The organism is Photobacterium sp. SKA34 (genome assembly GCF_000153325.1).
Classification (GTDB): Bacteria; Pseudomonadota; Gammaproteobacteria; order Enterobacterales; family Vibrionaceae; genus Photobacterium.
Window position 1 is genome coordinate 1,387,466 of sequence record NZ_CH724141.1, and the last position, 23,353, is coordinate 1,410,818.

A 23,353-nucleotide genomic window follows, 5' to 3' on the forward strand; every position below is an offset into this window, starting at 1 on the left:
ATTACATTTTCAGCCAGTATTATTACGTTTCTTGTTAATAATACTGGCTTTTTTATTGCCTAAATTTCGTGACAGCAAAAATAAAAATCGATCGTTATGCCTATTCGTAGCGTAAATATAGAGTCGATAAAAAATAAGGCATATAATTTATGGCGGTAAAAGCTCTCTATTGGTTTACCAATGATTTGCGTTTGCATGATAACCCTATACTTCATCAAGCTTATGAGCATTGTGACAGCCTGCTGTGTGTTTATTTTATGGAACCAAAAAAACAGCAGTTTAATCGTTATCAACTTATCTCGGTGGGAGAAATTCGTCATCGTTTTTTATTGCAAGCGTTACAAGCACTGCAATCTAATTTAGCCACATTGGGTCAGCGTTTATTAGTGATGCAGGCAGATCCTATGGTTTCAATGCCAGTATTAATAGAGCAATACGGCATTAACCTTATCTATCGTAGTCGTCATTGTGGTTGGTATGAACAACAGCAATGGTGTTACTTAAAACAATGCTATCCTCATTTGCGATTTGTAGAAGTTGATACGCATACGTTGTACTCACAAGATCAACTGCCGTTTCCTCTTTTAGACATGCCAAAGAGCTATTCAAAATTTCGTAAGCAGATAGAGCAAAACGTCACTGTATCTTCACCTATTCTTGTACCTGATTATTTACCGCCACAACCTAATGTGTTTTGTTCTGAATACTTAGATATTCGTCATGTCCACATTTCAGATAATGATCAGGTTGAGTGGCATGGTGGTGAAAATGCAGCACTGATGCACTTACAGCAGTATTTTTCTTCTCGTTTGCCGTCAAGTTATAAAGAAACACGTAATGCTATAGAAGGTTGGAATAACTCAACCAAATTTTCACCGTGGTTAGCGTGTGGGGCAATATCTGCCAAAATGATTATGGCTAGATTGCAAGATTATGAAAAATACAAAGAGAAAAATTCATCAACCTATTGGATCTTCTTTGAGTTGTTATGGCGTGAATTTTTTCAATGGCATGCGCATGCTGTTGGGCGAGATCTGTATCGTTTCAGTGGTGTGCAAAACAAACGGTTATTAAATAGTTTTTATCCTACTCGTTTTAAACAATGGTGCGAGGGCTCAACACCTTATCCTATTGTTAATGCGTTTATGAAACAGCTAAACCAAACCGGTTACATGTCCAATCGTGGGCGCCAAATAGTTGCAAGTTGTTTGGTTAATGAGCTATCTGTTGATTGGCGCTACGGTGCAGCCTATTTTGAACAACAACTGATAGATCATGATGTCGCGGCAAACTGGGGTAATTGGCAGTACATTGCAGGTGTTGGAACTGATAGTCGTGAAAAACGTTGGTTTGATTTAGAAAAACAAACACGAATTTTTGATCCTAATCATCACTTTATTCGCCATTGGCGAGGGGATGAAAACCTAAATGCCTTAGATAGTGTAAACATTGATGATTGGCCATTGAGTGGAAGAGGGTAATGATGCAATCTCGCTATACAACTCTTCGTTTAATTCTGGGTGATCAACTCAATGCAGGTCATCACTGGTATCAACAACCCAATGAACACGTGCTGTATGTTATTGCAGAGCTAAAGCAAGAAACGAATTATGTTACTCATCACCATCAAAAGATATGTGCATTTTTTGCTGCGATGGAAAACTTTGCGATTGCGCTGCAACAATCAGGACATGAGGTTTTACATTTAACATTAGACGATACTCATACCTATCATGATTTACCTGATTTAATTGTTTCACTTTGTCAGCAATATCATTGCCAAGCATTTGAATACCAACAACCGGATGAATACCGATTATCACAACAGTTAGCGGCTTTAAAAATACCTGATGTGGCAGTTCAAGCATCTGACAGCGATCATTTCTTACTGACATTAGCTGAGCTTGATCAGTATATAACACCAAACAAACATCACCGTATGGAGCATTTTTATCGCGCTATGCGTAAACGATTTGACGTATTAATGGTTGAAGGAAATCCTCAAGGTGGTAAATGGAATTATGATGGCGCAAATCGAAATAAGTTAAAGGCTATTGATATTGAAAAAATACCTCAACCTTTAATGTTCAGTAATGATGTTAGTGCTATTTCGAAACGACTGGAAAAACACAATATCAACACAATCGGTCAATCTTGTGAGCAATTACTTTGGCCGACAAATCGTAAACAATCACAAGCGCTATTGAGTTACTTTTGCCGTGATTTATTGCCTTTGTTTGGACGTTTTCAAGATGCGATGACCACGAAAAGTGAGTCAGCATGGAGCTTATACCATTCTCGTTTATCTTTTGCTTTGAATGCGAAAATGTTGCATCCCATGCAAGTGATCCAAGCGGCTATTGATGCTTACTCTCAGCCTGATTCAAAAATTGATATTGCCCAAGTTGAAGGGTTTGTTCGTCAGATATTAGGCTGGCGTGAATTTATTCGCGCTATTTATTGGGTAAACATGCCACATTATGGGAAAGAGAATACGCTAGAAGCTAACAGTTCATTACCTGATTTTTTTTGGGATGCTAAAACCAATATGCAGTGTATGCATCATGCGATTAAACAGTCGCTTGATTACAGCTACGCTCATCATATTCAGCGTTTAATGGTCACGGGTAATTTTTGTTTATTAACGGGGATTGCACCGAGTGAAGTCGAACAGTGGTACTTAGGTATTTATATTGATGCGGTTGAGTGGGTAGAAAAGCCCAACACGCTCGGTATGGCGCTATTTTCCGATGGTGGTGTGGTGGCAACAAAGCCTTATGCTTCAAGTGGGGCGTACATTAATAAAATGAGCGACTATTGCTCATCGTGTCAGTATGAGGTTAAAAAGAAAACTGGATTGAATGCTTGTCCATTTAATAGTTTATATTGGCGTTTTATGAACAAACATAGGGGGTTATTAGCAAACAACCCTCGTGTAGGTATGCTATTTAGTCATTGGGATAAATTAGATGATAGTGAACAGGCTGTTGTTGTAGAGCAAGCCGAGTATTATTTACGCCATATAAATTCACTCTAAAGAAAGGCGTATTCAATCGTCACAAATGACGTTATTACACATCATCTTAAGATAAGGTTTAAGCATGAAAGATCCACATCAGTATTCAAAAGTGCCTAAAGGGCGATTATCACGCCTATCGAAACTAGGCTCGTTGGCGTCAAGAGTGGCAACTGGCATGGTTGCTGAAGGAGTGAAACAGTTAGCTTCAGGACATCGTCCTAAAGCCAGTGAATTACTCTTAACGCCAAAAAATGCTCAACGTGTGGCTGAGCAATTAGCACAGTTACGCGGGGCTGCGATGAAAGTAGGTCAACTTTTATCTATGGATGCTGGTGATTTACTCCCGAAAGAACTAACTGAACTGCTATCTCGTTTGCAAGCTGATGCGAAACCTATGCCGATTAGCCAATTGAATCATGTGCTCATTGCTAATTGGGGAGAAGATTGGCAAGACAAATTTTCTCAATTCTCGTTTTATCCAGTTGCTGCCGCATCAATAGGACAAGTTCATAGAGCTAAGACTAAAGACGGTCGAGATATTGCTTTAAAGATACAGTACCCAGGTATAGGAGAAAGCATTGATAGTGATGTACATAATGTTTCAACCTTACTAAATGTATCGGGATTGATCCCTAAGTCTATTGATGTGTCAGATTTGTTAGACGAAGCGAAAAAACAGTTACATGCTGAAGCTAATTATCAGCAAGAAGCACAATATCTTAAACAATTTCGCCAGTTACTTTCAGGTGATGCACGCTTTTTGATCCCTGAGATATATGATGATTTAACATGTGAAACGATCCTTGCGATGAGTTTTGTCGATGGAATAGAAATAGAGCAATTGGCAAAACAATCCCAAGAGGTACGTGATGAGGTGATGGCATTAGCCTTTACCTTATTGTTCAAAGAAGTGTTCGACTTTCGATTGGTGCAAACCGACCCTAATTTTGCTAACTATCGTTATAACCTCACAACTAATCAGTTTATCTTGCTTGATTTTGGTGCCACACGTGAGTATCCCGAGCATGTTTCTGAAGGTTATCGCCAATTGATGACTGGTGCGGTGAAAAATGATCGTGAGTCTATGCTTAACGCGTTAAAGCAAATAGGCTTTTTTCATCAGCAAATTGAAGATGTCGCACAACAAGCTGTAGTGAATTTATGTCTAGAAGCCTGTGAGCCATTAGCGTTTGATGGTGTGTATGATTTCGGTGTAACGGATATGGGGAAACGCATTCGCGATGCTGGTAGTGTGTTAAGTATGAATAGTGGTTATTGGCATACGCCGCCCGCTGATGCTATTTTTTTACACCGCAAATTGGGTGGTTTATATTTGTTGGCAGCCAAGCTTAAAGCAAGAGTGAATGTTCATGCGTTATTTCAGTCTTATATTAGCTAATGTTGAATAACCCGTTAAATATTCTCTAATAATATTAACTTGTAAAATCACGTAAAACCTAAAGTTCAAGCCGTTATTGTTTAGAAATTTGAGCGTATATTTTTACAATCAAATATTGTTCGTTTTTTATTAGACATTAGATCCCTATTTGATAGTATGCCTCGTAATATTTGTATGATGAATATGCATCAAAGTATGCAGTAATCTTAAGAGAGTAACATGGCAGGTAAGCATGTATCTTATGCGGTACAAAACTATGACGCATTGTCCCATAAGCCTCAGGATGTATCTAAGATAGCACTTGTCACGGAAGGTGGAGGTCAAAGAGGGATTTTTACCGCAGGAGTATTGGATTCATTTTTAGATCAGGATTTTAATCCGTTCTCACTAATGATTGGTACGTCTGCAGGCTCGCTTAATTTAGCGTCTTATATTTGCGGTCAAAAGAAACATGCTTTTAAAGTGATCACAGAAGCAACGACTAATCATCACTTCTTTGATGTGTATCGTTTCTTATTTGGTCGCGAAGGGCTTGATCTAGAATGGTTAATGCAGCAAACCCAGACACGCTTTGAGCTTGATTGGCATCAAGGTCGACAGAATATGCGTAATCGAACTGTACTCGCATCAGCAAGTAATACGGTTAGTCATCAAGCGGCGTATTTTAATTTAAATACTGATAATTGGTCGTTGGCATTAAAAGCTTCATGCGCAATCCCTGTTTTAAATAGACAACCAATCTACTCACAAAACGAATATTGGGTTGATGGTGGTTTATCTGCACCAATTCCTGTTCAAGAAGCCTATGAGCGCGGTTATCGTCATATTGTTGTGATCCGCACTGTGCCTATTGATACATCATTTGATCATTGCTGGATGAGTAATATTCGTCGTGCATTAGGCCAATCAAAAGCTGCAGGTATGATTGAGATGTTGTTAGAACATGAAGATAACTATAGAAAAACACAAGAGTTTCTGAGTAATCCGCCTGATGATGTTACTATTTATGAGATTCATCCGCAAAAAGCTTTAAAGTCAAAAATGATAGGTAGTGATATGCGATCGTTAGAAGAAGATTACAGCCTTGGCTATCAATCAGGTAAGTATTTTTTAAACACTGTGGGTCGCTATATTGATATTGATGAACCCCTTTGCGATGTATCCCATTTAATGGGAGAAGAAGTCAGTGATTTATGTAAGTTTGCATAATAATTATAAGAAGTTGTCATGGCTAAACAAAATTGTGAGAGGGATTTTGTTACCAAGGAGTCGGTTTTTACGCATCTAATGGCGAGTGAAGTCCATTATATGTGGCAGAAGAGGGAGCAAGGTGAATTTAAAGGTGTTGATGGAATACCGATCAGGTGGATAAGTATTCGGCATCCTCAAAATGAGCGTTGTGTTGTCATCGTTAATGGGCGTAATGAGAGCTTCTGGAAATATCAGGAGCTATGTTATGAGTTATCTCGTAAAGGCTACGATGTGTACGCTTATGATCATCGTGGTCAAGGCGCATCAGGGCGATTAACGAACGATAGCGAACTTGGGCATGTGATTTGTTTTGATGATTATGTGTCAGACCTTCATTTATTTATTACAAATGTTGTTGGAAAACAAGCATACAGACAACGGTTTTTATTAGCTCATTCAATGGGAGGTGCGGTAGCAACATTATATTTAGAACGTTATCAAACTCATTTTAATGCCGTTGTTCTTAATGCACCTATGTTTGGTATCAATCTTCCTGTACCGTTAAAATTAGTAGCCTCTTCAATCGCAAAAATTATCGAGCATTATCAAACACAACCGTCTTATGTGTTTGGATATAAGCCGTATCACGAAGCGCCTTTTGAAGAAAATGATCAATGCCAAAGTCAAATACGTTACGTTTGGGCAAAGCATTTGTATCAGTGCCATCCAGAACTGCGTGTTGGTGGTCCTAGTGCTCGATGGGTATGGCAAGCATTAGCTGCCGCGAAAAGCTGTATACGGGATGTAGATCATATTCATACGCCCGTATTATTGTTGCAGGCAGGTGACGATACAATTGTCGATAATGATTCTCATCATCTTTTTTACTCTAAGTGCTCAGAGTGTCAAATAAAAGTGATCCCACATGCTCGACATGAATTATTAATGGAAAAAGATTGCTTACGTAATCAAGCATTAGAAGATACGTTAGATTTTTTTGAGACTTATAGTTAATGATTTAGTGTTATTCATGAGTGAGATAAATAAAAAGCCCAGCATAGCTAATAGATTATGCTGGGCTTTGTTATATTTTAAAGAGAGTAATGCTATTTACTGACAAATAAACCAAGAGCGTGCATCTGCTTCTATTACCGCTCCTTTATACCAAGGTAGTGGATCAATTTCAGGCGCAATACGAATATCGCCTTTTAACTTTTCAGTCGCTAATACACTAACGCGGTTGTCATTTACACTTTGGATTTTACCTTTGTAAGTCACACCATAAGCTTCGTCTTTAGTCTTCTTATACATACACACAGTTTCACCTACGTGTGTAGCAATGAAGCCAGTCTCTTCAGTCCAAGGTTCTTGTTCTGGTGCAGGTGTTTCTTTTTCATTAAAGAGTGCCGCTTGAGACTGGTTTGATGGGACAACCTTTCTATGTACAGAGTAGGGTTGATAACCAAGAAGTTTAGCGCCATCAATCCAAGCGACTTTATCAACATCTTTGTTTTCAATGACACGCATCGGGACAAATGGCCCTGTAGGACAAACATCAGCCCATAGATCTGTAGATGTAATACGTGCAGAGAAAATAGGTGTTTCATCTGGAGTATTAGGGTGACTCACACACCAGGCATCAGTATCTTGGTTGATCATGGTGCCAGAGTTAGCTTTACATGTTTTATTGGCTAATTGATAAAATTGTTCAATATCTTGTTGCGCTTGTTCGGCACTTGCAGAGCAGTAACGATAACTAAAAGAGAAGGTTTCTTTAGGGTAAAACATACCTTTATCAACAACCGTACCTTGGCTACGTGTTGCATCAGAAGTCATAAATTGGCTAGCTATCGTTTTGAAACTTTTTTCAACTGGTGCTGGCGGCGGTGTTGATGAACAACCCGCAACGGTAGCAATAAGACCTGCTAGTGATACTCGGGTTAAAAGGGTTTTGCGCATTCTTGCCCCCAGAAATACTCTTCGTATGTATAAATAAAAAGATAGAATTAATTATTAAGTGTATAGGGGACAACAGAACGTGCGAGGAATCAAGAAATTATTCTGTAAAATAAAATGTATTTTTTATTTTTCAAGGGCTTAGATTGAAAATTAATTACATTTTTATCACTTTGTGATTTTTAATAAGAAAAAGCCCACAAATTTTCATTTGTAGGCACATTGACGACACGATAGATCAATCGGCGAAAGTATTCATTAATGTTTGTGAAGGTACAAAGTAGTGAGTACCTGTTTTTGCTTCCACAAAATCCAATAAGCGATCGTAGTTACCATTTTCATCAGCATAAATCATTTGTTTCAATGAAATATCTAAAATTTCCGGTGAGGCTGCAAAACCGATAAACATCGTGCCATGTTCTATAGCATTACCAAATGGACGGTTCTGACGTAGCATTTTAATTTCTTGATCATCAATAATAACTTTACTCTTATTATTGTGCGCCCAAGCGGGTTTCTGATTATCATCAAGTTCAATATCGTCAAGCTTAGTTCGACCAATAACTTGCTCTTGGTATTCTGTGGTTTGTTTATCCCATAAGCCTTGACGATCTACGTAGCGCTGTACGGTTAAGTAAGTCCCGCCTTGGTGGATATCACTGTCATTTTCGACTAAAACGGCATTAAAACGAGCTTCATTTTTTGGGTTTTCAGTTCCATCAACAAAATCGATCATATCGCGGTTGTCTAGGTATTTAAAACCTTGAATATCTTCAATTAAATTAGCTATAGGTTGAAGAGCTGCGGCAATGTATTTCGCTGCTTGAAAATTAAGATCCATACGCTCAGATTTTATCATGATGAAAATATCTCCCGGTGTGCTTGGGAAGTTACGTTCGCCGTCAGTCATAGCAATGAAATCATGTAATAAAGATGGCGCTTGAACATCAGGGAAAACGGTAGACCAACCTTTAATTGAAATACCGATGGTTAAAGAAAGGTTTGCTGAAGGGTCTTTTTGCGCGATGGATTTTTCAATAATTTGAATTTTGGCAAAGATTTTTGTTACGTCATCATTCTTAATCTTTTCTTTGAAAATAAAGGTGAGGTATTCAGCGAAAGTATTCGGATTAGAAATAGCACCTGGTTGTGCAAGTTCAGATAATTGAGCGTTCATAATAAAAACCTTTAAATTTTTTTACTACGCTACGCTTTTTATACTCATAACTACAGTGTGATTAATGTAATGTTAAATTACTAAATGTCGTTCATGGGTGGCGACATAACGTATTGACATAAATGCGTTATTTTCTTTTATCATATGCTTAAGTCAAAAATGTTGGCGTATGTTTTGGGTAAGTAACAAGTTCAAAATGTTTTTATATTCATACGTTGTTAATTAAAGCTTATATATAAATAACCTGAGTCAAATATGTCTAAATATTAAACGTTTTTTATTTGCCAAGAACTTCTATTAGTACGCTTGTTATTAGTTATTGACTAGTCATTTTCAGTTATTTTTGTAACTTTATTACATGAACATCGATTGGATCACAAAGTTAAATTTATCAGCTTAACTCCTCGAATTTCCTTTGATACTAAGTAAATCATAATGACACAGGTTACTTTAGGAGGTTGTTGTGTCTATTAACTCTATCGATTATTCAGAGATTTCTTCCGTATCATCTAAGTGGGAGCACAAGGATGAGTCGGCCACCAATATTGCTGAGGGTAAAAAACAACAAGCTGCAGCAAGACGACGCATAGAGCTTTTCCGTGATATTCAAGCGAGTGGACTTACCATTGCTGAAGCGCGAGAGTTAGGGTTATTTCATTAATGACAATAAAGGATTAACACTCATTTTATTGTGACACTGTCACTATAAGTGTGGGAGTTTCAGAATCAGCATTGTAAGCATCATTAAATAACAACAAGTGAAATTTTATGGGATGCGATGTTTGCATCCCATCTATGATAAGTGAAGTGTCATCGTGATTTTTTGAATCTTGCTCGCTACATTAGGCTCTGATAGTTTTAGACTATTGCTGTAATAATATGAATCATATTGTTTTTTACTATGCAAAAGGTAAAGTAACAAAAAAGTAAGTTTTTAAATGGATTATTACAATGACTACAATCACCACTCGCTGCCCACACTGTAAATCATTAAACCGCATGCCTTCAGATCGTATTAATGACGAAGCGACCTGTGGCTCATGTAAAAATAAGTTATTTGATGGTATGCCTATAGAAGGCACTGAAGATAATTTTTCAACGCTATTAAAAAGTGATAAGCCTGTCGTAGTTGATTTTTGGGCTCCGTGGTGTAACCCATGCGTCGGTTTCGCTCCTGTATTTACAGATGTATCTAAAGAGCGTGATGGTCAAATTCGTTGTGTGAAGATTGATACTGAAGCACAACAAGCATTAGCTGCTCAATACCGTATTCGTAGTATTCCAACAATTATGGTGTTTAAAGAAGGCAAGATGGTTGACATGTTAAATGGTGCAATGCCGAAATCGCATTTCGATCAATGGTTAAATGAAGTACTTACAAAGTAAACATTACTAATTAATTATACATCCTCAAAAGCCGGACATTTATTGTGTTCGGCTTTTTGTTGTTAATTGAGTTCGCTGTACAACAAATCAACAGATATGCGTTAAAGGTTTTATATGAGGGATTATTTGCTCATATAGTATTCATTTGCTCTTTGGATATACGAATAATGAGAAATGATATTGTTATTGTGAGCAAGATCTCTATATACTCTCGCCTCGGTCAGAACAGTTAAGTTCAGCCACCTTATTTTACAAGCTGTCACCAGGGATAAGTGAACGACCCACGGAGTTGGACCGGCGTTATTTGTAGCTTGTTAATTTAGGTGACTCGTATGTTGTATTATTGGGCGAACACATTCATATTTTTAGCGTTTTATAACGTTAATCCTACCTTTTTTGCTTTTTCCCCAAAAGTAATCGTTCCTCAATGGCAGCAAACAGCAATACCTTCATTATTCGACACCCATTTAAAAAACAGCAGGACGAAATAATGCAGTTGTTAATTACATTAGCTGGTATCGTAGTACTGGTTCTATGCGCAGTGGCGCTTTCTGATAATAGAAAGGCGATCAATTGGAGAACCGTTGGCGGTGCTTTATTCTTACAAGCAAGCTTTGCCGCTCTTGTACTTTATGTACCCATTGGTCAGAAGATGCTAGGTGCAATGAGTGACGGTGTTGCTGGCCTTCTTAGTTTCGCTGATGTTGGTATTAATTTTGTTTTCGGTGATTTAGCTAATATTCAAAAAAGTGGTTTTGTTTTTGCCATTCGTGTACTTCCTCTTGTTATTTTCATCAGTGCTTTAATTTCTCTCCTTTATTACTTTGGCATTATGCAATGGGTAATTAAAGTTTTGGGTGGTGGTATCCAAAAACTATTAGGTACAAGTCGCGCAGAATCTTTGGTTGCCACAGGTAATATCTTCCTTTCTCAAGGTGAATCTCCTCTTCTTATTCGTCCATTTCTTGCAAAAATGACACGTTCTGAGCTTTTCGTGGTGATGACCTGTGGTATGGCGTCAGTAGCAGGTTCCGTATTAGGTGGCTATGCAGGATTAGGTGTTGATCTTAAGTATCTGATTGCTGCAAGTTTTATGGCTGCCCCCGGTGGTTTACTAATGGCTAAAATTCTTGTACCAGAACAAGAAACGCCAATGGAACAAACTGAGATCGAGATGGCGAAAAGTGAGCACAGTAATGCTATCGACGCATTAGCTGCTGGTGCAATGAATGGTATGAAAGTATCTGTTGCGATTGGTACTATGCTCATTGCTTTTGTTAGTGTGATCGCAATGGCTAATGCTGGCCTTGAAGGGGTAGGGCATTGGTTAGCAAGTATTACGGCAACGATTGGTCTTGATTCTGCATCACATTGGTTTGCTACAACACCACTAACGATGCAAGCTATTTTGGGCTATGTTTTCTCGCCACTTGCTTTTGTTATCGGTGTACCGGCAACAGAAATGTTAAAAGCAGGGACTTTTATTGGTGAGAAGCTTATTCTCAATGAATTTGTTGCTTTTATGGACTTCGCAGCGGTTAAACAAACTTTATCTGAACATACTCAAGTAATCGTTACTTTCGCATTATGTGGTTTTGCGAATATTGGTTCTATTGCTATTCAAATTGGTTCAATTGGTGTCATGGCACCTGAACGCCGTGGTGATGTTGCAAAACTAGGCATTAAAGCCGTTTTAGCGGCAACATTAGCTAACTTAATGAGTGCGGCGCTTGCTGGTATTTTTATCGGATTATAAGCGTTACAAATAGTATAAAAATTCATAGCCGTAGAGTTTACTCTGCGGCTTTTTTATACGTTATTATTTAATAATAACTCATATCCTATTGTTATTTAATACTAATTAATATCAGCTAAAAAGAAGGAAGCTATCTAATTTTATGGATAAAAAATAAAATATAACAAGATTTTGTAAATAATTTCCTTGTCACCATGAGTATCGACGCTTATCATTGCGACGAGCCTTATTTTTGTTCATTATTTTTAGGTATTATGTTTCTGACCTTTGTTCGTTTTTTGATATTAAGTATTTGCTTAGGGGCTGCGTCATTAGCTTCGGCATCTACACATATCAACGAAAATGCTCAACAGCATGTCGTGCAAAATACGGTTAATCCATGTGATGAAATAGTTGTGCAATCGCACTTTGTCAATTTTCATTCAGATACTGCTCAATCTAATTGTAAGCAAAATCAAACGGTTAATCACTCTTCTGATAATAAACATCCATTAACACAAAATGATAACAGTGTTGGTTTGCCTGTTTCTGTTAATAGCTCAAAGTTAGTATGGAATTTCCCAATTCCTAATCTAGATAAAAGTAGTGATAAGAATAAGCAACATCATATTGAATTTAGTGGTTACAATATTGCTTTAGGGACATCGAGCCGATTATTAAATGTGCTTCATCTAAATCCTGAAGAAGTCTCAGCTGATTATCGGTTAGCATTTGAGCTTCCTATTCTTGTTGCTGTACCACTTACCGTCGGGTATGTAGAACCACTATCACCAACGGTGGAGTGGGTTCTTAAAATTAAATCATCTTCATCACGTATTTCCGGTTGGAAAGATACAAATCTGATCTACTCCCAATATGGCGAGCAACGTCAAGCTGCATAAAATATTATTTATTCGTTGAAAGTTTCGATTCAGCTAATGGTAATACCCTTTCAAAATACTTAATAAATATATTAATAATTAACTGATTATTAAATTCTATTTATCGGACCTGTAATTATATTGATCCTTTTAAAGTGGTCATACTGATGAGTATCTTTAACAAACTCTTGTGATAAAGGTATAATTATAGGTGTTCTATCGACTGCAACAGGCTGTCTGTTGCAAGGTACATGGCTAAAAATAATGAGAAAAAAGAATACTAAACAGATTCTGAATCATTACTCAGCATGGAAATATGTTGTGTTAATTGTGACAGTTTCAATAATGTTATTAAGTGCTATTCCAACGTGGTATGGCGACAATGCTGCAGTACAAATCAGTAAAAAAGGCGGTGCAATGCCAACACCTTTTGAAATTCAGAAGGTGTTAAAAGAGCATGATATTGATCCGCTAAAAATTGAACAAAAGCCTGATAAAACGATTGTTGTATTAGATAGTACTAAACAACAAACTGATACTAAAGCAGCGTTAAATACACTAGTGAAAAATGAAGAACGTTTAACGCTAGCATTAGAACCAGCAGCTCCAATGTGGCTACAAGACATGGGTTTTGAGCCAATAAAGCTAGGCCTTGACCTTCGCGGTGGTGTTCAATTTCTTTTAGATGTTGATGTTAAGCAAGTATACAAAAACCATGCTCAACAATTAATGGATGACTTACGCGTTAATTTCCGTAAGCAAGAGATCCGCGGTAGCCGTGCTGAACTAAAAGGTATGGATGAAGTTATTGTTCGTCTGCCTAGTGAAGCGGCAAATAGTAAAGTTCGCCAGTTCATTCGTGAACAATATCCACAATGGCAAGCTACTAATGGTTCTGCTGATAATCTTCTTCTTACACTTAGTGAGAAAGAGAAAACAGATTTGCGTAACTTAACCGTTCAGCAGAACTTGCAAACAATGCGCAGCCGTATTGAAGAGCTCGGTATTACGGAAGCATCTGTTCAGCGTCAAGGTGAAAACCGTATTCGTATTGAGCTTCCTGGTGTTCAAGACCCTGCGGCAGCGAAGAATGTTATTGGTGCAACAGCAAGCCTTGCTTTTTATGCTGTGAAAGAAGAAGGCACCGGTAGCACAATGATTCTACCTGATAATAATGGTAATCCTATTCGTGTTAGCCGTAAGCCTGTACTTGGTGGTGATCATATTGTTGATGCACGTGCAAGTTTTGGTGAAAACGGTACGCCTGAAGTAAATATTACGCTGGATAGTGCTGGTGGTAAGATGATGTCTGATTTCTCACGTATGAATGTGGGCAAACCAATGGCGACGTCTTACAGTGAATATAGCCGTAATGCGAAAGGTGAGACGGTTCAAACTAACAAGATCATCAGTGTTGCAACCATTCAAACACAATTAGGTAGCCGTTTCCGTATTACGGGTGCAGGTTCGTTAGAAGATGCACAGCAACTTGCTTTACTTCTCCGTGCAGGTTCGCTTACAGCGCCTGTAACTATTGTTGAAGAGCGTACTATTGGTCCAACATTGGGTGCTGAAAATATTAAAAATGGTTTTGCTGCTCTAGCATTAGGCTTAGGTGTAACATTGCTATTTATGGCTGTGTGGTACCGTCGTCTCGGTTGGGTTGCTAACATTGCACTGCTTTCAAATATGATCATGCTATTTGGTTTATTGGCATTGATCCCTGGTGCAGTATTAACTTTACCAGGTATCGCTGGTTTAGTATTAACCGTCGGTATGGCGGTAGATACCAACGTACTTATCTTTGAACGTATTCGAGATATGATCCGTGATGGCCGAAGCATGGCTCAAGCGATTGACCGTGGTTTTAGCAGCGCATTTGGTACTATTTTCGATGCTAACTTTACAACAATGATCACAGCCGTTGTGCTTTATTCTATTGGTAATGGTCCAATTCAAGGTTTCGCATTGACGTTAGGTCTTGGTCTATTAACAAGTATGTTTACTGGTATTTTCGCTTCACGAGCCATTATTAACTTGGTTTGGGGTCGTGATTCTCGTCGAGATGTAAGGGTTTAACGCAATGAAAAATTGGATTATTAAAAACTTAACCAAATTGCGTTATATGACAGGTATTGTCTCTATCGCCTTAATGGTTATCTCTATTACCTTTATTTGTGTAAGAGGTCTTAACTGGGGTTTAGATTTTACTGGCGGTGTTGTTAGTGAAGTTCAAATGGACAGCCAAATCACAAACAGTGAAATTGAGCCGTTAATGAATGCAGGCTTTAACCAAGATGTTGTTGTTATTGCTGCAGATGAACCGGGGCGTTGGATTTTGCGTTATGCCGCGCCAGCTAAAGGTGTTGAATATCCAGAAATTACAAAAGTTCTCGCGCCACTTCATGCCAATATACAAGTGTTAAATACCAGTATTGTTGGTCCACAAGTCGGTGCTGAGTTGGCCGAGCAGGGTGGTTTAGCACTATTGGTAACAATGCTATGTATTTTAGGTTATCTAAGTTACCGCTTTGAATGGCGTCTTGCTGCAGGTTCACTACTTGCGTTATTACACGACGTTATCCTTGCTGTTGGTTTCTTTGCGATGACACAAATGGAATTTAACTTAACAGTACTTGCTGCGATCCTAGCAATTCTTGGTTACTCGTTGAATGACTCAATTGTTATTGCTGACCGTATTCGTGAATTATTAATTGCGAAGCCTAAACAAGATATTGAAGCGACAAACAACGAAGCGATTGTTGCAACCTTCTCTCGAACAATGGTGACATCTGGTACCACATTAATGACTGTAGGTTCACTATGGCTATTAGGCGGTTCATCACTACAAGGGTTCTCTATTGCAATGTTTATCGGTATCTTAACGGGTACTTGGTCTTCAATTTCTGTTGGTACATTATTGCCAGAATTTTTAGGCTTAAAACCTGAACATTACCAACCGAAACCAGTAGCTGAAGAGCCATAATCGGAAAATCTAGAGTTGTAAAGCTGCCCTTAAGCGAGTCTTGAGGGCAGCTTTTTTTTGCTATAAATGTGATCTCACACGCGAGAATGGCAACGATCTATTAACATTTTTTTAAATGGTGAGCCAAAATTGAATAGCTGAAGTATGCTTTTTTACAGGAAATGTTCAATGCAAAATAATATCACTGTAATATTTGTCGCACTTATGATGATCGGTTGTACTCATACTACTGACAGCGGAGTACGCTTTTTACCTGAACAGTATGTCAGTAATGTTCTACAAGATAGCATTTATTATTATGGTTATAATCAAGGGTGTGAGTCCGCATTGGCTCAAAGAGGTATTTCGAGTGCTGATTTTAAGAAAGACTCGACATTAGATGGTTCAAACTCTCGTTTTAATACGGGATGGGATGATGGAATGAAAGCGTGCGCAACGGGAGAAATGAAAGTTGTTGATGGTATAAATGCTAACAATTTATCTATTTAAAGCCTTAAATGCTTGAAATCCTGTTTAATTGATAATGTATGATCAATGTCAAAGAATTTTATAAAATAATTGAGTAATGGAAATAGATATAATAACCTTCTTATAAAAGAGGTAATAAGATTCAAATAAAAAAAACAGATCAATTGATCTGTTTTTAGTATGAATAATAAGAAAGCCTAGCCGTAGTATTTCTTAATCGTTCGTGTTTAATTTGTTTATGCTGCTTTTGCATCGATAATAGAGATAACATCCCCATTATCAAAATTGATAGTGGCTGCAACGTTGATTTCAGGTAGAAGTAAATAAGCACAATTAGTGCCATCTTCTGCAGTGATTTCAACAACAACATTTAATTGATTTTCTAAAAAATCACTTAAGCTTATTTTTTTGCAATCAATATCAGAAATATGCAGTTTTTTATAGCGTCCTCTTGCATCGTGTACCCAAGTAGTGAAATTATGTAATTCACTTTCCATTTGAAATATAAAATCTGCCAGATTTCTCATAAAACTTCCTTTATGTTGATCAATATAAAATATTGACTCACATGTTTATTATGTACAAAAAACTAAATTATGAAACATAGTCCTGAAGTTTTTTATAGATAGTGTGATCTGAAATGATATTTAAGGTAATTATTACTTCTATCAACACTTTTTATCATATCATTTATAAAATATCACATAGAATATGTTTCAGTTAAATTTCAAAAAAGTATTATAAGTAAATTGCCATTTAGCCCTATATGTGTATTAAGTATTTTTGTGGAATGGGGGTAGGGGTTTATTATTATTAGGTTTGTTACATGTATTATTTTGTTAATTAAGTATGACGTTAAAATAATGCTATAAGAGAATTATTTTGTAATTAATATTTAATTGAATTTATTTTTTATGCTGAATAGTTATCATTATCTTAATCGAGGTGAGTGAGTAATTAAGTATTTAACTTGGTATGATTTGAGAAAACTTGTCTCATTCATGTTCGAAATTCGCTATTATGTGCTGGTTTATAAGAGTTACTTAACTGGTTAATTATGTCTAAAACAGCAGTAAAAGTTATACAAAAAGTTACATGGGTAGGATCGATCGCCAATGTTAGCCTTGCATTTATCAAAATTACTATTGGTAAAATAACTGGAAGTCAGGCACTTATTGCCGATGGTGTACATAGTTTTTCTGATTTAGTAACAGATACTGCAATACTTATTGGGTCGCGTTATTGGACGGCGCCTGCTGATAAAGAACACCCTTATGGTCATGGGCGTTTTGAAACGTTAACTAATATCTTTATTGGTATATTGCTTGCGCTTGTTGGTATTGGTATTGGTTGGGAGTCACTGACATCTATTAGTGAGCAATCGCACAGTCAACCCGGTATGTTGGCGTTTGCCGCCGCAGTTATCTCAATTGTCGTCAAAGAAGTGCTATATCGCTGGACTGCAGTTAAAGCAAAAGAAATTAACAGTCGAGCATTACATGCCAATGCATGGCATCACCGTTCTGATGCTCTTAGCTCTCTTCCTGTTGCTATCGCTGTTATTGCTAATTATTTTGTACCTGAACTGCATTATTTAGATCAAATTGCCGCATTAATTGTTACGGCTATGATTTTAAAAGCGGCGGCTGAAATTTTATGGCCTGCGGTACTTGAAATTACGGAAGCGAAAGCTGACGCTGAAATTGAAAATAAAATTCAAGCGTACGCGTCAGAAGAAAAGGATATCAAAGAAGTGCATGCCATCCGTAGTCGTCGTACGGGCAGTACAATTTTGTTAGATTTTCATTTACTTGTCGATCCCGAAATGAGTGTAGACAAAGCGCATACGATTACAGAAAATTTTAAAATGCACTTACTTGAAGTGTTAGATGAAGTGGTTGATATCATAATTCACATTGAACCATTTAATTGTAAAGAAAGGGTATTGAATCCTTGCTGCGATGACTGTGATAACGATAAATAGTTAATTTTAATTGATAAATTTAAAGCAAATAAAGAGGTGATGTTGCAGAACATCACCTCTTTATTTTTTAACAGATGTATTATTAGCAAGATTTTTGCACTAGTTACAAACCAGAGCGAAGTGTAAAGACTATAGTAACCATAATTTATCTGAGACTTATTGGTGACGTTATGCCTTTAATATCAATAAAAGCATTACCATTTGATCCACAAATTGAAATAGACAGTGTGTTAAAATCTTTGTCAGAAAAAATAGCTATTCAATGCCAAATAGATCGTGAACATATAATGATTACTTGGGAATGGTTGAGTTATGAACATTATGTCCATCATGGTGCTGTAGTCGATAAGCAACAGCAGGGAAGCCATCCTGTTTTGATTGAGTTAATAGCGCCTAATTATTATTCACATGAGAATATTAAATTCTTAATGGAATTGATTGCGACGGATATATCTTTAAATTTACCGATTAATAGAAATAATATATTTATCAGTTATACACCTGCTTATAGTGAGGGAATATATGATCAAGGCCATGTGGTTAATTGGGAGGATAATTAATAAGCGGCAAATATCTTGATTTAATAAAGAATAAAGCCGCTATTAATGACTAGATAATAGCCTGTTTAAGCCATGAATCAATGTCGTACAGCTCGTTTTTATATTTCTCCTGCTCTACTGTTAATTCTGATATGGCGTTACTTATAGTGACTGCATTATATTCAAGACCAAAGAGTATTTTTTCAACTAGCTCGATAGGTGTAGGATCTAAGCTATCTGTGAACATTTTTACAGAAATAATATGGCCTTTTTTAACATCTAAATGAAGCTCAACGCCCCCCCAAGGAAAACGCTCATCAAGAGTATGCATAAACTGCTGCGTATTACCAAAATTCCAGTCCCAACTCGCTTGTTGTTGGTATTTTTCTGAGAATCCAGGTAAATCTGGAAGGTTTTCTGGTGATATATATTCAATATCTACATATTCACCGTAGTGGGCAAAAAAAGAGGCTGTGATCGCTTTACATACACTTTCATGATCTATGTTTGGAAGAAGGTCATTTAAGTTGATAACGCGCGATCTGACGGATGTGATCCCTTTAGCTTCTAGTTTCTTTTTATCAGGATTTAGATAATTAGCCAAGCGTGTCAGATCTGCACTTAAAAGAAGGGTGCCATGATGAAACCCACGATCCATTGTTTCTCTATATGCAGAACCTGAAAACTTACGATCACCATCTTTCGTTGATACAACAAGATCGTTTCTACCAGTTGCTGTTGCGTCTATTCCTAACTGTTTTAAGGCTGATAAGACAATTTCTGTTGAGACGTTTTTATCATATTTTGGTTTTCCAGCCATAAAAGTGAAATTAGTATTACCCAAATCATGAAATACGGCACCGCCACCACTTTGACGGCGAGCAAGGGTGATCCCATCTTGATCCATTTTCCTTGTGTTACATTCTTTCCAAGGATTTTGAGCTCGGCCAATCACAACCGTATCCGCATTGCGCCATAAAAAAAGAACCTGCTGATCGGCTGGCATATTTCGGAAAATAGCGTCTTCAACGGCAAGGTTGAACCATGGTTGTGTTGACTGAGAAATAAAAACACGTGTTGTTACGGACATTTAACAGACCCGACAATGACTAAACAATATAGTGAATTTACAGGCTAACGTTATTGAGGTAAAGCAGAGGAAGGTTCTGTTTCTATTGGGCGGGAAGGTTAAGTTTGGCTTAAATCGCTAAATTTAACGAAAGTGATAGCCAAAAAAAAACCAAATCATATATTATAAACTGGAAGAATATATGATTTGGGAATGATGTTTGTGTTTCTCTGCAGAGAATTTTAATGCGTTTTATTGCTTAAAATTAGGATAACATTGCAGGTTATCAGAATATATAGCCATTGTTTAAAGGTAAGGTTGATAACATAAGCGTTAATTTCCTAACCTATCGTTCTAAAGCGTAGTTAAAGAATACTGACCTGAAAAGCAAAAAAATGAAAAAAGTTGAAATGAGTGCATGGCTTAAACCATGCCTCTAATCGTGATGTAAATTTATTGCTGGCTAGTTTGTGCAGAAGGAGTTGTATTTTCAACCTGTGTAACAACATCATAAGTAATGAAGTAACCCACAAGTAGAATAAGAGGGAGAAATTTAAACCACTTTTTCATTTTTAATATACCGATAGTAGAGATAGCTTCTCACCATACCATGCAAAAATTTACGATAAAGAGCTATAAATGAAAAGTTAGGTTTCTTATGGCGTTCATATTATGACCGTTATTACCCTGCTAATTTTTTATACAAAAAAACCGAACATTATGTTCGGCTTTGCGTTTTAATGCGGTTATTTGTTAGAAATAGAGGCGAACAACTGATTCCGCAACACACCCAGGACGACGACATCCTTCAATTTCTACTGTAATTTCTTGCACAATTTCCAAGCCACGTTTAATTGGCGTGACGGATTGAATTTTAGTACGAGCACGCACATTTACGCCTGATTTTACAGGATAAGGAAAGCGCACTTGGTTTAAGCCATAATTCACGGTCATTTTTGCTGTAGGAAACTTTTGATTATTAGGATCGACACTATCCGTTAATACCGATAATAATGACAACGTCAAAAATCCATGAGCTATGGTTGTTTTAAAAGGTGATTCTGTTTTTGCGCGCTCTTGGTCAGTATGGATCCATTGGTGATCTTCAGTGATATCAGCAAAATGGTTAATACGCGACTGATCAACTGTTAACCATTCCCCTACATGAATTTCTTCACCTAATGTTTCAGTTAAGGTATTCATTAGTTTTTCAGCTTCAGGGTGCATCTCAATCTGTTCTGGCTTTTCTACTTCCATTGCATTGCCATTGGCAATAGAAACCAAGCTATGATCTTTAACCCATGAAGCAATGTGGCTATTGTTTGCTTTGTTTAAGAATTCAACCCAATAATCTCGGATTGTTGGAGATAGCCAGTCTTTAAATTCAAACTGGTGATGCGCTAAGACTTCACGCTTACGTTTGATAAAATCGACTACTTTTTCTTTCATAGAGCATAACCTTCGTTGATATAACCCACTGTGTAGGGGGGCACGTATTTTAGCGAGATATTACATCTTCACAAACTTTTTTGTGCTTTGTGTCGCACAATTCGACTCATCCGATGAGTAGATTTTAGTTAAATCAATGAAATAGCGCAATGTATTAATGTCATTTCCTGTATTAAGTTACCTGTTAATCAGAAAATATATCTGTAAATTAATAACTTAGTGATATGACTTTTATGTTAGAAAATATGATATGTCTACTTTCTGTCATAAAAAGATCCTTTCTCCGTAGTAAAAACTTCATTTTGGTTTGCCAAAGTGTAGCGGTTTTTTACCTATGTTAAGGATTAACTGTGAATAAGCCATTATTAACAACGCTATTGATTTCGTCTTTATGCTCACCAATATATAGTGCCCATGCTGAAAGCCCGCTTGATATAAATTTAATTGGACGTGCATTGCTTAATGCTGAATCGCCAGAAGGTGCGGCTGAAATTGTTGCGTACCAGAATAACAAAAAACGAATCTTTGCTATTAATGGCTCAGGTACGACATCGACTGTAGAAATTGTTGATATTGCTAATACTCCCTTAACTAATCTTAAACTAACATCTGCAGGTGTGGTTAACGGCAGTAATTTAAAATCTAGCTACACGATTGATTTAAATAAATATACAGCAGGAAATGCCAATAGTATTTCGATTGCTGAAAAGTCAGGATTAGCTGCTGTTGCTATGGCTGCTAATAAAACAGGAGAGAAAGGTGTCATTGCTTTTTATGACATTAGCAAAGACATACCTCTATTTATTAAGAATGTTGAAGTGGGTTATCTACCTGATATGGTGACATTTACGCCGGATGAAACCAAAGTTGTAGTTGCCAATGAAGGTGAACCATCAGGGGATTACTTAACAGATCCTGAAGGTTCTATTGGTATTATTAACATTAATAATGGCAAGGTGGCAGATAAAGCAGAATTACTCGATTTCACTTCTTTTAATGACAGACAAATAGAATTAGAAAAACAAGGGATGGTTTTTTCTAATCCTAACGGTCAAACCATTAAGGGCTCGAAAATTACTACAACAGTCGCCCAAGACATTGAACCTGAGTATGTGGCTGTGTCGAAAGACAGTAAAACTGCTTATGTGTCTTTGCAAGAAAATAATGGTATCGCTATTGTTGATTTAGCGACAAATAAACTCATTTTACAAGGCTTAGGTTTTAAAGATTGGTCTAAGTATAAGATGGATGCTTCTGACAAAGATGGCGGCATTAATATGAAGACTTATTCGGGACTCTATGGCATGTTCCAACCTGACACACTTGCAAGTTATAGTGTAGATGGAAACAACTATGTCGTGATTGCAAATGAAGGTGATGGTCGCGAATACTTCTTTGATGCGAAAGATAAAGAATCATGCAAAACACAAGGCGGAGTAGATTTTGATAAGAAAAAGGGCTGTGTGTCTTTTGTTAATGATATTCGCGCAAAAAATTTAATACTTGCTGATAATTTTAATTATTTAAAAAATGATGAATCGGATATAGGTCGTCTTAAAGTTAATCCTCAGTTAGGTGATAAAGATAGCGATGGTAAGTATGAAGAGCTATATACCTTTGGCGGACGTTCCTTTTCTATTTTAGATAGTCAAGGCCAGATAATTTTTGATTCGGGGGATGAGATTGGACAACTAACCGCTAAAATTCACGGTAAAGCATTTAATAATGATGAAGATGAAAATGCAGGTGATGCTCGTTCTGATGCTAAAGGTGCTGAACCCGAAGCGTTAACTGTTGGAAAAGTTGGTGACAAAACATATGCTTTTGTTGGTTTAGAGCGTATGGGTGGAGTGGTTGTTTATGATATTACAGAACCACGGAAAGCCCATTATGTCGATTATTTCATTAATCGTGGCGTTGTAGAAGGCGAAGCGATTACGGGTGACTTAGCACCTGAAGGCATGACGTTTGTGAAAGCCAAAAACAGTCCAACTCAAAAGCCGTTAGTGATTATTGGCAATGAAATTTCTGGCAGTATTGCGGTATGGGAAATTTCAACTAAGTAATTATTAATAAATAAAAACGCCGATATCTTTTTAATATATTAAGATATC

General features: G+C 37.1%; 20 protein-coding genes. 15 read left to right on the top strand and 5 right to left on the bottom strand.

The window, feature by feature from the left end; translation table 11 throughout:
- Positions 1–149: 149 nt before the first annotated feature.
- The 5 genes from SKA34_RS07430 (at position 150) to SKA34_RS07450 (ending at position 6,623) form a co-directional block, all read left to right on the top strand.
- A complete protein-coding gene (locus SKA34_RS07430) occupies positions 150–1,481 on the top strand; it encodes a DASH family cryptochrome (RefSeq protein ID WP_006644891.1) in 1,332 nt (443 codons plus the stop codon).
- Positions 1,481–3,037 carry a cryptochrome/photolyase family protein gene (locus SKA34_RS07435; RefSeq protein ID WP_006644892.1) on the top strand — a complete coding sequence of 519 codons (1,557 nt, stop codon included), beginning with the start codon at positions 1,481–1,483 and terminating at the stop codon, positions 3,035–3,037. Before SKA34_RS07430 ends, SKA34_RS07435 begins: the two co-directional genes overlap by 1 nt.
- 64 nt (positions 3,038–3,101) lie before the next feature.
- Positions 3,102–4,418, top strand: coding sequence for an AarF/ABC1/UbiB kinase family protein (locus tag SKA34_RS07440; protein WP_006644893.1), 1,317 nt, complete (start codon positions 3,102–3,104; stop codon positions 4,416–4,418).
- Positions 4,419–4,637: 219 nt separating this feature from the next.
- A complete protein-coding gene (locus SKA34_RS07445) occupies positions 4,638–5,627 on the top strand; it encodes a patatin family protein (RefSeq protein WP_006644894.1) in 990 nt (329 codons plus the stop codon).
- A 78-nt stretch (positions 5,628–5,705) separates the two neighbouring features.
- Positions 5,706–6,623: an alpha/beta fold hydrolase gene (locus SKA34_RS07450; protein ID WP_006644895.1), complete on the top strand. Its 918-nt coding sequence runs from the start codon at positions 5,706–5,708 to the stop codon at positions 6,621–6,623.
- Between the two features lie 96 nt (positions 6,624–6,719).
- Here the strand turns inward: SKA34_RS07450 and SKA34_RS07455 are convergent, their stop codons facing one another.
- Together SKA34_RS07455 and SKA34_RS07460 are read right to left on the bottom strand one after the other, a co-directional pair.
- Positions 6,720–7,568 (bottom strand): hypothetical protein, encoded by an 849-nt coding sequence (locus SKA34_RS07455; protein ID WP_006644896.1) that lies wholly within the window; start codon positions 7,566–7,568, stop codon positions 6,720–6,722.
- A 235-nt stretch (positions 7,569–7,803) separates the two neighbouring features.
- The gene (locus SKA34_RS07460) at positions 7,804–8,742 is read right to left on the bottom strand and encodes a Dyp-type peroxidase (protein ID WP_006644897.1); all 939 of its coding nucleotides are present in this window, start codon (positions 8,740–8,742) and stop codon (positions 7,804–7,806) included.
- Positions 8,743–9,205: 463 nt separating this feature from the next.
- Here SKA34_RS07460 and SKA34_RS07465 point away from each other — a divergent pair, with 463 nt between their 5' ends.
- From SKA34_RS07465 to SKA34_RS23320, 7 genes are all read left to right on the top strand, one after another.
- Positions 9,206–9,403, top strand: coding sequence for a hypothetical protein (locus SKA34_RS07465; protein WP_006644898.1), 198 nt, complete (start codon positions 9,206–9,208; stop codon positions 9,401–9,403).
- Positions 9,404–9,693: 290 nt separating this feature from the next.
- Positions 9,694–10,128: a thioredoxin TrxC gene (gene trxC / locus SKA34_RS07470; RefSeq protein ID WP_006644899.1), complete on the top strand. Its 435-nt coding sequence runs from the start codon at positions 9,694–9,696 to the stop codon at positions 10,126–10,128.
- 490 nt (positions 10,129–10,618) lie between these two features.
- The gene (locus SKA34_RS07475) at positions 10,619–11,884 is read left to right on the top strand and encodes a NupC/NupG family nucleoside CNT transporter (RefSeq protein WP_006644900.1); all 1,266 of its coding nucleotides are present in this window, start codon (positions 10,619–10,621) and stop codon (positions 11,882–11,884) included.
- Between the two features lie 254 nt (positions 11,885–12,138).
- A complete protein-coding gene (locus SKA34_RS07480; protein WP_039860070.1) occupies positions 12,139–12,765 on the top strand; it encodes a hypothetical protein in 627 nt (208 codons plus the stop codon).
- A 243-nt stretch (positions 12,766–13,008) separates the two neighbouring features.
- Positions 13,009–14,823: a protein translocase subunit SecD gene (gene secD / locus SKA34_RS07485; RefSeq protein WP_039859813.1), complete on the top strand. Its 1,815-nt coding sequence runs from the start codon at positions 13,009–13,011 to the stop codon at positions 14,821–14,823.
- 4 nt (positions 14,824–14,827) lie between these two features.
- Positions 14,828–15,730: a protein translocase subunit SecF gene (gene secF, locus SKA34_RS07490; protein ID WP_006644903.1), complete on the top strand. Its 903-nt coding sequence runs from the start codon at positions 14,828–14,830 to the stop codon at positions 15,728–15,730.
- Positions 15,731–15,898: 168 nt separating this feature from the next.
- On the top strand, positions 15,899–16,219 hold the full coding sequence (locus SKA34_RS23320) for a hypothetical protein (protein WP_006644904.1): 321 nt from the start codon (positions 15,899–15,901) through the stop codon (positions 16,217–16,219).
- 215 nt (positions 16,220–16,434) lie between these two features.
- Here SKA34_RS23320 and SKA34_RS07500 read toward each other — a convergent pair whose 3' ends face one another.
- Positions 16,435–16,725, bottom strand: coding sequence for a hypothetical protein (locus tag SKA34_RS07500; protein WP_006644905.1), 291 nt, complete (start codon positions 16,723–16,725; stop codon positions 16,435–16,437).
- A gap of 530 nt (positions 16,726–17,255) precedes the next feature.
- On the opposite strand from SKA34_RS07500, the gene SKA34_RS07505 reads away from it, so the two are divergent.
- A complete protein-coding gene (locus tag SKA34_RS07505) occupies positions 17,256–18,182 on the top strand; it encodes a cation diffusion facilitator family transporter (protein WP_006644906.1) in 927 nt (308 codons plus the stop codon).
- 170 nt (positions 18,183–18,352) lie between these two features.
- A complete protein-coding gene (locus tag SKA34_RS07510; RefSeq protein WP_006644907.1) occupies positions 18,353–18,742 on the top strand; it encodes a hypothetical protein in 390 nt (129 codons plus the stop codon).
- Positions 18,743–18,791: 49 nt separating this feature from the next.
- Here the strand turns inward: SKA34_RS07510 and SKA34_RS07515 are convergent, their stop codons facing one another.
- Both SKA34_RS07515 and SKA34_RS07520 read right to left on the bottom strand, forming a co-directional pair.
- Positions 18,792–19,811: a lipoate--protein ligase gene (locus tag SKA34_RS07515; protein WP_006644909.1), complete on the bottom strand. Its 1,020-nt coding sequence runs from the start codon at positions 19,809–19,811 to the stop codon at positions 18,792–18,794.
- A gap of 732 nt (positions 19,812–20,543) precedes the next feature.
- The gene (locus SKA34_RS07520; protein WP_006644910.1) at positions 20,544–21,239 is read right to left on the bottom strand and encodes a MaoC family dehydratase; all 696 of its coding nucleotides are present in this window, start codon (positions 21,237–21,239) and stop codon (positions 20,544–20,546) included.
- A gap of 350 nt (positions 21,240–21,589) precedes the next feature.
- On the opposite strand from SKA34_RS07520, the gene SKA34_RS07525 reads away from it, so the two are divergent.
- Complete coding sequence (locus SKA34_RS07525) at positions 21,590–23,305, top strand: choice-of-anchor I family protein (RefSeq protein WP_006644911.1); 1,716 nt, start codon at positions 21,590–21,592, stop codon at positions 23,303–23,305.
- Positions 23,306–23,353: the final 48 nt, after the last annotated feature.

Bases quoted from the DNA above. Each gene is read 5' to 3' on its own strand.
- SKA34_RS07510 (WP_006644907.1), top strand. From the start codon at position 18,353: ATGCCTTTAATATCAATAAAAGCATTACCATTTGATCCACAAATTGAA.
- SKA34_RS07450 (WP_006644895.1), top strand. From the start codon at position 5,706: ATGGCGAGTGAAGTCCATTATATGTGGCAGAAGAGGGAGCAAGGTGAA.
- SKA34_RS07500 (WP_006644905.1), bottom strand. From the start codon at position 16,725: ATGAGAAATCTGGCAGATTTTATATTTCAAATGGAAAGTGAATTACAT.
- secF (WP_006644903.1), top strand. From the start codon at position 14,828: ATGAAAAATTGGATTATTAAAAACTTAACCAAATTGCGTTATATGACA.
- SKA34_RS07475 (WP_006644900.1), top strand. From the start codon at position 10,619: ATGCAGTTGTTAATTACATTAGCTGGTATCGTAGTACTGGTTCTATGC.
- SKA34_RS07505 (WP_006644906.1), top strand. From the start codon at position 17,256: ATGTCTAAAACAGCAGTAAAAGTTATACAAAAAGTTACATGGGTAGGA.
- SKA34_RS07445 (WP_006644894.1), top strand. From the start codon at position 4,638: ATGGCAGGTAAGCATGTATCTTATGCGGTACAAAACTATGACGCATTG.
- SKA34_RS07460 (WP_006644897.1), bottom strand. From the start codon at position 8,742: ATGAACGCTCAATTATCTGAACTTGCACAACCAGGTGCTATTTCTAAT.
- SKA34_RS07480 (WP_039860070.1), top strand. From the start codon at position 12,139: ATGTTTCTGACCTTTGTTCGTTTTTTGATATTAAGTATTTGCTTAGGG.
- SKA34_RS07435 (WP_006644892.1), top strand. From the start codon at position 1,481: ATGATGCAATCTCGCTATACAACTCTTCGTTTAATTCTGGGTGATCAA.
- trxC (WP_006644899.1), top strand. From the start codon at position 9,694: ATGACTACAATCACCACTCGCTGCCCACACTGTAAATCATTAAACCGC.
- SKA34_RS07455 (WP_006644896.1), bottom strand. From the start codon at position 7,568: ATGCGCAAAACCCTTTTAACCCGAGTATCACTAGCAGGTCTTATTGCT.
- secD (WP_039859813.1), top strand. From the start codon at position 13,009: ATGAGAAAAAAGAATACTAAACAGATTCTGAATCATTACTCAGCATGG.
- SKA34_RS07440 (WP_006644893.1), top strand. From the start codon at position 3,102: ATGAAAGATCCACATCAGTATTCAAAAGTGCCTAAAGGGCGATTATCA.
- SKA34_RS07520 (WP_006644910.1), bottom strand. From the start codon at position 21,239: ATGAAAGAAAAAGTAGTCGATTTTATCAAACGTAAGCGTGAAGTCTTA.
- SKA34_RS07515 (WP_006644909.1), bottom strand. From the start codon at position 19,811: ATGTCCGTAACAACACGTGTTTTTATTTCTCAGTCAACACAACCATGG.
- SKA34_RS23320 (WP_006644904.1), top strand. From the start codon at position 15,899: ATGCAAAATAATATCACTGTAATATTTGTCGCACTTATGATGATCGGT.
- SKA34_RS07430 (WP_006644891.1), top strand. From the start codon at position 150: ATGGCGGTAAAAGCTCTCTATTGGTTTACCAATGATTTGCGTTTGCAT.